Raw genomic sequence first — 6,969 nt, forward strand, 5'->3', positions numbered from 1 at the left:
TTAAAAGTTAACATTCAAGCCCAACAAGTAAGTTTGAGGGCGTGGATAAAGGTTGTTGTCGATACCAAAAGTAGCTCGATTGGTAGCACTATCTACTGATAATGCTTCAGGATCTAAACCACTGTACTTAGTAATAGTCAATACATTTTGTACAGTACCATAGAGGCGGATGTACATTTTATCGGTATGAGGGAAGGTGTAACCTAAGGTGATATTATCTAACTTGAAGAACGAAGCGTTCTCTAAGTAGTAATCGCTTAACCACGATTGGTCGTTATGGCGTTGGAAATTACTATTCGCTTTAATATTGCGCAAGAAACCACTGTTAGCAGTAATTTCGCCGAATTGGTCTAAGCTTGATTGGGTGTTATTGTACACATAGTTACCGATATTTGCACGGGTAGTGATGTTTAAATCCCAATTCTTGTAGTTCAAATCGGTACCAAAGCCCATTGTCACAGGGGCAAAAGGTGATTTGTACAAGTAGCGGTCGCCTTCGTCTATTTTGCCATTACCGTTTCTATCTACAAAAGCATTTTCTACTGGATTGCCTTGTGCGTCGTACACTTGTTGGTATACAAAGAAAGAGTAAGGGGTTTCACCTTCGCGGTGTAGTTGTACACGGTTACCAGTACCTCCTGAGATACCTCCGGCGGGTTGGTCATCGGGCATTTTGGTAATCTTATTTTCGTTGTAAGAGATATTGTAATTAAAACTCCAACGGATATTCTTCTCAATATTACGGATAGGAGTTACGGTCAAACCAAGTTCAATACCTTTGTTTTCCATATCCCCTACATTGGCATTTACACGGTTTTTAAAGTTGGTAAAGGGGTCGATAGTGGTTTCGGCTATCAGGTCTTTGGTTTGTTTGCGATACACATCGAGGGTACCTGTGATGAGGTTGTTCCACAAGCCAAAATCAATACCAGCATTGAGGGTATTACCAATTTCCCAACGTAGGTTTTTATTGGTTACCCCAGGACGGTAAGTTTGATAGAAACCATCGCCCAATTGATAAGAAGCTCCGTCTTGGCTACGAGTGTAATTGGTAAGGAAGAGGTAGTCGCCCAAACCATTCACGTTCCCTACTTCACCATAACCAAAACGCAGTTTGAGTTCGTTAAGAGTTTTGTTGTCTTTAAGGAAGTTCTCGTTGCTCACGTTCCAAGCCAAGGCTACTGAAGGGAAGTAACCCCAACGGTCGTCTGGGTTTAGTTTAGAAGATGCGTCGGCACGAAGGGTAGCGGTAAAGAGGTAACGATTCTTATAGCTATAGTTTGCACGACCAAAGAAAGACATCAATACGTTTCTATTCTTGTCGATGTTAGGTACGATTTTGTTATCACCTGGGTTAGTGAAGTAAGAGTAATCAGTAGAGTTATTGTCAAATTCGAATGACTGATAAGAGTGTCCTACCATTAGCCCTATATTATGAGTTTCTTTGATGTCCTTTATATAGTTTATATAAGCATCAAAGAGCTTGTTGGTAGCTTTATTAGTATAAGTAGTTTTAGCTCCGTCGAAACCAGGAGTAGAGGTAGGCATACGGCGGTCGGTTATTTTATCACCTTCCCCTTTACTGTAATCAATACCCACGTTTACACTAGCGGTAATATCTTTAAAGAAAGGCAAGGTATAATCTACTTTAGCATTCCCAATAAAACGATACACTTTAGAAGAATCGTCTAAAAACTTTAGCATTGCCATAGGGTTGTTAGGAGCTAAGTCGTAGCGGCTGCCATTATTAGGGTTCACCCAAGCGTGGTAACCTCCATATTTAGCGAGACCTCCAAACACTGACTGAGTAGGGTCGTACTCTACGGCTGCCCCAATAGCATCTTTATTAGCAAAACGGTTTTGCATATAAGTACCATTGGCATTCAATTCTAATTTCAATGATTTATCAAAGAAAGTAGGGTTCAAACTAATTTTGGCATTGGTACGTTTGAAGTTATCGGTACGCAATATCCCATCGGCATACGAATGTCCTACTGATACACGGTAAGGCAAAGTTTTGTAAGCGCCGGAGAGCACCAAAGTACTATTGCTCATTGGAGCAGTTTGGTAGATTTCTTTTTGCCAATTAGTATCGGCATTTCCTAAGAGCGCTTCGGCAGCAGGGTTATTCAATCCTTTTACTGTTTGGCGGAATTGGTTAGCATTCATTACATCTACGTATTTGTTTACATCTTGTAGGGCGATGCTAGTATTGAAGCTAATCTTCAAATCTTGGTTTGCTTTTCCTTTTTTGGTGGTAATCATAATAACTCCATTGGCAGCACGTGAACCAAAGATAGCGGTAGACGAAGCGTCTTTTAGCACGGTCATACTCTCAATATCTTCGGGGTTGATAGAGTTGAAGATACTACGAGAACCACCCACGCCACCATCGTTCATTGGCACACCGTCAATTACAATTAGCGGGTTAGAAGTTAAGGACAAAGAGCCATTACCACGGATACGGATAACTTGTCCTTCACCGGGAGCTCCACCAGTAGAAGCCATCTGTACCCCAGCTATTTTACCTTGGATGAGCTGGTCAGCATTTACGGAAGGAGCTTTGTTAAAGTCTTTGTCGGTCACCAAGTTTACAGAGCCTGTTAAGTCTTTTTTCTTTATAGCACCATACCCAATGACTACCACGTCTTCCAATTGTTGTGTATCCTCTTGGAGAACGATGTTCATAGTACCTGCTTTAGCAGCTACTTCTCGGCTTTTATAGCCTACTGATGAGACCACAAGGGTAACCCCTTTGTCTACTTTTAACTCAAAATTACCGTCAAAATCGGCAGCAGTACCGTGAGAGGTACCTTTTACAAGCACACTGGCACCCATCAAAGGTTGTCCAGAGCCGTCTTTCACTGTTCCTTTTACAGTGATTTGCTGTGCATAACCAAAAGCTACGCACAAGAAAAACATTACTGTACAAAGTAGTTTGTTCATTTTTACTTTCATATATAATAATATTAATTTGAAAATTTGTGAATTAGTAAATTAGCAAATTCAAATTTTCTCATTCTCTCATTTTCTCATTTTTCCCATTTTCTCATTTTTCCCATTCTCTAATTTCTTCTTCATTGTTCCTATAATAGTATTAATAATATAAATAATACTTAATAGTTCTTCCTTTTCCTTTTCTGTGTTAGGATAATCCCTGGAATACAAACACAAATCTAACCAATACATTGTTTCTTCAGCTTCCTTAGACGCAATTTTAAACTTATGAATAAAATCCTGCTGACTTTCAGCATTCTGAGCTTCTCTTATATTAGCTCCTATGGAAGTACCCGACCTTAATAATTGGTTTGCAATAGCATACTTTCTATTCTCTTCCAGAACATTACATAACTCAATAATTCTAAGAGAAAACAAGAAAGTCTTTTCTAAAATTATATTCGGTTTATCCATAAATTGGTCATTCTCTAATTTTCTAATTTTCTAATTTGTATCGCATACCCTCCGCCTTGAGCAGCGGTGAGTTTTAGCTTTGTTTTAGCATTTACTTTTTGTTTGGTGATGGTGTATGCCTTCGGGTTGGTTTTCCAGTTGGCATCTTTAGCATCAGCGTAGATGGTAGCCTCGTACTTCTTACCTTTGTCCAAGAAGTTGAGCAGAAGCTCTGAGGTATGTCCGCCTTCGTGAGCTGTACAGCCTACGTACCAATCGTTGCTGTGTTTATCTTTACGCGCAATGGTGATGTAACGTCCTGGTTCTGCTTCAAGGTATACGCTCTTTTGCCAATCTACGGGTACATCTTTAATGAATTGGAAAGCGTCCATATGCTTCTCGTAGTTCTCTGGCAAGTCGGCTGCCATTTGTAGCGGACTGTACATTGTTACATACAACGCTAATTGGCGTGCCAAGGTACTGCGTATCTGACTGTTATTGTTAGGATTTACATACTTCATTTCGGTCTCGAAGATACCAGGAGTATAGTCCATAGGTCCTCCTTGCAAACGAGTGAAAGGCAAGATAGTGGTGTGGAATACTTTATTACCCCCAAAAGCCTCGTACTCAGTACCGCGAGCTGATTCGTTACCTATCATATTTGGGTAAGTACGGCAAATACCGGTAGGGCGTACGGCTTCGTGCGCATTCACCATTATTTTGTGTTTAGCAGCTTCTTTAATCGCATAGAGGTAGTGGTTAATAGTCGATTGGCTGTAGTGGTGTTCACCCACAGGGAGGATATCGCCTACATACCCGCTTTTTACGGCATTGTAACCGTATTGGTTCATCAACTCGTAAGCGGCTTTCATATGGCGCTCGTAGTTGCGCGTAGAGCCCGAAGTTTCGTGGTGCATCATCAGTTTTACGCCTTTAGAGTGCGCGTAGTCGTTCAGTGCTTTGAGGTCGAAGTCAGGGTAAGGAGTTACAAAGTCAAACACATAGTCCTTTTTGTGACCAAACCAGTCTTCCCATCCTATATTCCAACCTTCCACAAGCACTTGGTCGAAGCCGTGTTTCGCCGCAAAATCGATGTATTTGCGCACTTCTTCGTTGGTAGCGCCGTGGGTACCATTAGGTTTAGTTTTGGTGTAATCCACCGTATTAAGGTCTACTGCAGGAAGGTCGTTGGTATAACTCCAAGAGTTTTTACCGGTAATCATTTCCCACCAAACGCCCACATACTTCACAGGTTTAATCCACGAAGTATCGGCAATAGCACAAGGTTCGTTGAGGTTGAGGATAAGACGTGACGCCAAGATTTTACGAGCGTCATCACTCACCATAATAGTACGCCAAGGGCTGTGGCAAGGAGCCATTAGATAGCCTTTAGCTCCCTGTGCATCGGGCGTTAGCCACGATTGGAAGACGAAAGTCTTGTCGTCTAAGTTCAGGTTCATTAGCGAGTAGTTCACCAAAGCCGCTTCGTGAAGATTGATATACAAGCCGTCTTTGGTTTTCATCATTAAAGAAGTTTGTACGCCGGTAGGTGAAAAAGCGAACTGAGATACGTTCTCGGTAACAGCTTCTTTCATCAATCCGCGAATTTCGGAGAGCTTACTTTCCGTATAGTCGTATTCTTGGGTATCGTAGTCCCCAGGAATCCACCAAGCGGTGTGGTCTCCGGTCATCGCAAACTGCGAGAGTTCTTCCTCTATTACAAAATAGGTGAGTTCTTTTTGTGAAGGGAACTCATAGCGGAAGCCCACTCCCTCGTTGTACACGCGAAAACGAATGTTCATTTTTCGGTGGGTCTTCTCTTGTTGTAATTGTACGAGAAGTTCGTTGTAATGGTTGAGAATCTCGCTTTCTTCTCCCCATACAGGTTTCCACGTTTCCTTAAAAGTAGACTTTTTGGTGTCTACTACTTTAAAGTTTTGGGTCAATGGTTCGGCTTTTTTAAGAGTAAAGCCTAAAGTACTTTCATTGATCACTGCTTTGTTTTTGTAAGTCACCTTATACGAAGGCGTCCCATCAGCTTTCAGTGAAAAAGTGAGCACTACATTGCCGTCAGGCGAGCTCTGTTGCTGTGCCATAGCGAGAGGCATAGCAAAGACGCTCATCAATAAGATCATCTTTCTCATCTTTTATTGCTTTATAAGTGTTAAAATTGGTACAAAGTTACGGAAGTTTTTTTAACAAACAAATTTTTCTTTACTTTTTTTTAAGAAAAATTTATGATACATCATAAAGTCAATAAGTTAAATAAGTTTTTAGCTGTCGTATTTTTATCTTTTACTGCTCACTTTTTACTTTTTTATACACTTTCATCAAGTTTTCAAACACTGCCTCGTCGGTAAAATGCTGAGCGTGTCGGTAACCCTCTTCTACCATTTGCCTGCGCAACACCTCATCAGTAGTAATGCTTACAATAGCTTTACGTATCTCTTTTTCAGCATTTTGTAAGTTCACATAAACCGAATGTGTTCCACCTGCTTCGGCAAAACAACTGCCCTGCGAACTAATCACAGGGGTTTTGCTAAATAACGCTTCTATAATAGGAATCCCAAAACCTTCAAAAATCGAAGGATAGCAAAACACCTCAGCAAGCTGGTAGATAATCGCCAAATCTTCCATAGGCACGTTACTCAGTGCTTGCACGCGGTCTTTAAGTTGGTGTGCTTCACAATACGCCTCTATTTGTTGGTAATAAGCCGTTTGCTTACCCACCAAAACTAACGAAATATCTCGCAGAGGTTCAATAGCTTTCACTATTTCAAGTGCGTTCTTGCGGGGCTCAATAGCACCTACGTTCAATACAAATTTTTCGGGAAGATGATATTTTTTGCGTATAGTTTCCTTCTGTGTTTCGGTATATATTTTCTTAAAAGCTCGGTGACAGCCTTGGTATACCACCGTTATTTTCTCTTCTGAAATACCTAAATAGCTGATGATATCTTGTTTAGTCTGCTCACTAATAGCGATGATGTGTTCTGAATGTTGTGCGGCATACAAGAACTTGCGATAATGTATTTTTCTGTCGAAAAACGAATACAGTTCAGGATAACGCATAAAAATAAGGTCGTGAATAGTAACTACCGTAGGTATGTGTTTATAAATTCCCTTAGGAATTTCTCCTGATAGTCCGTGATAAATATCAATGGGAAGTTGTTTAGCTATATCAGTGATTTTTACACTGCGCCATAATGATTTTAGCTTGCGCCAGAAGAAAGATTGTGGAGTGATTTCAGTGGTGTGTTCATCAATCACCACTCCCTGAATTTTGCGTTTTTGTGGGTTGAAGAGGTATAAATGCCCCACCTTGTGTTCTTGTAGTATGCGAATCAAATCCCGACTGTAATTCCCCAGTCCGCGTGTGTTATGGAAAGCTCGTTTAGCGTCAAAAGCGATGTTCATAGTTGCTCAATGAAATGATAAGGTAATATGAACTGCAAAGGTAATAAATTAAAACAATACAAACAAAACAGTATTTAAATCCCCTTTACCTTCACCTTTTCTTCATCTTTTCTTCACCTTTGTGTCGCCACATTCCCCCTTTGGAGGGGGCTAGGGGGAGGT

Annotated in this window: 4 protein-coding genes; all 4 read right to left on the reverse strand. The window is 40.8% G+C overall.

Going from position 1 to position 6,969, the window contains the following annotated elements:
- The 4 genes from HMPREF9072_RS06995 to HMPREF9072_RS07010 all read right to left on the reverse strand — a co-directional run bounded on the left by HMPREF9072_RS06995 (position 1) and on the right by HMPREF9072_RS07010 (position 6,807).
- Entirely contained in the window at positions 1–2,958 is a 2,958-nt protein-coding gene (locus HMPREF9072_RS06995; protein ID WP_009411070.1) for a TonB-dependent receptor, read from the reverse strand.
- 66 nt (positions 2,959–3,024) lie between these two features.
- Positions 3,025–3,411, reverse strand: a complete 387-nt coding sequence (locus HMPREF9072_RS07000; RefSeq protein ID WP_009411071.1) for a four helix bundle protein — start codon at positions 3,409–3,411, stop codon at positions 3,025–3,027.
- Between the two features lie 14 nt (positions 3,412–3,425).
- Positions 3,426–5,534: a glycoside hydrolase family 97 protein gene (locus tag HMPREF9072_RS07005; protein WP_009411072.1), complete on the reverse strand. Its 2,109-nt coding sequence runs from the start codon at positions 5,532–5,534 to the stop codon at positions 3,426–3,428.
- Positions 5,535–5,685: 151 nt separating this feature from the next.
- Positions 5,686–6,807 (reverse strand): glycosyltransferase family 1 protein, encoded by a 1,122-nt coding sequence (locus tag HMPREF9072_RS07010; protein ID WP_009411073.1) that lies wholly within the window; start codon positions 6,805–6,807, stop codon positions 5,686–5,688.
- Between the last annotated feature and the right edge of the window lie 162 nt (positions 6,808–6,969).

The organism is Capnocytophaga sp. oral taxon 324 str. F0483 (genome assembly GCF_000318315.2).
GTDB classification, from domain to species: Bacteria; Bacteroidota; Bacteroidia; order Flavobacteriales; family Flavobacteriaceae; genus Capnocytophaga; species Capnocytophaga ochracea.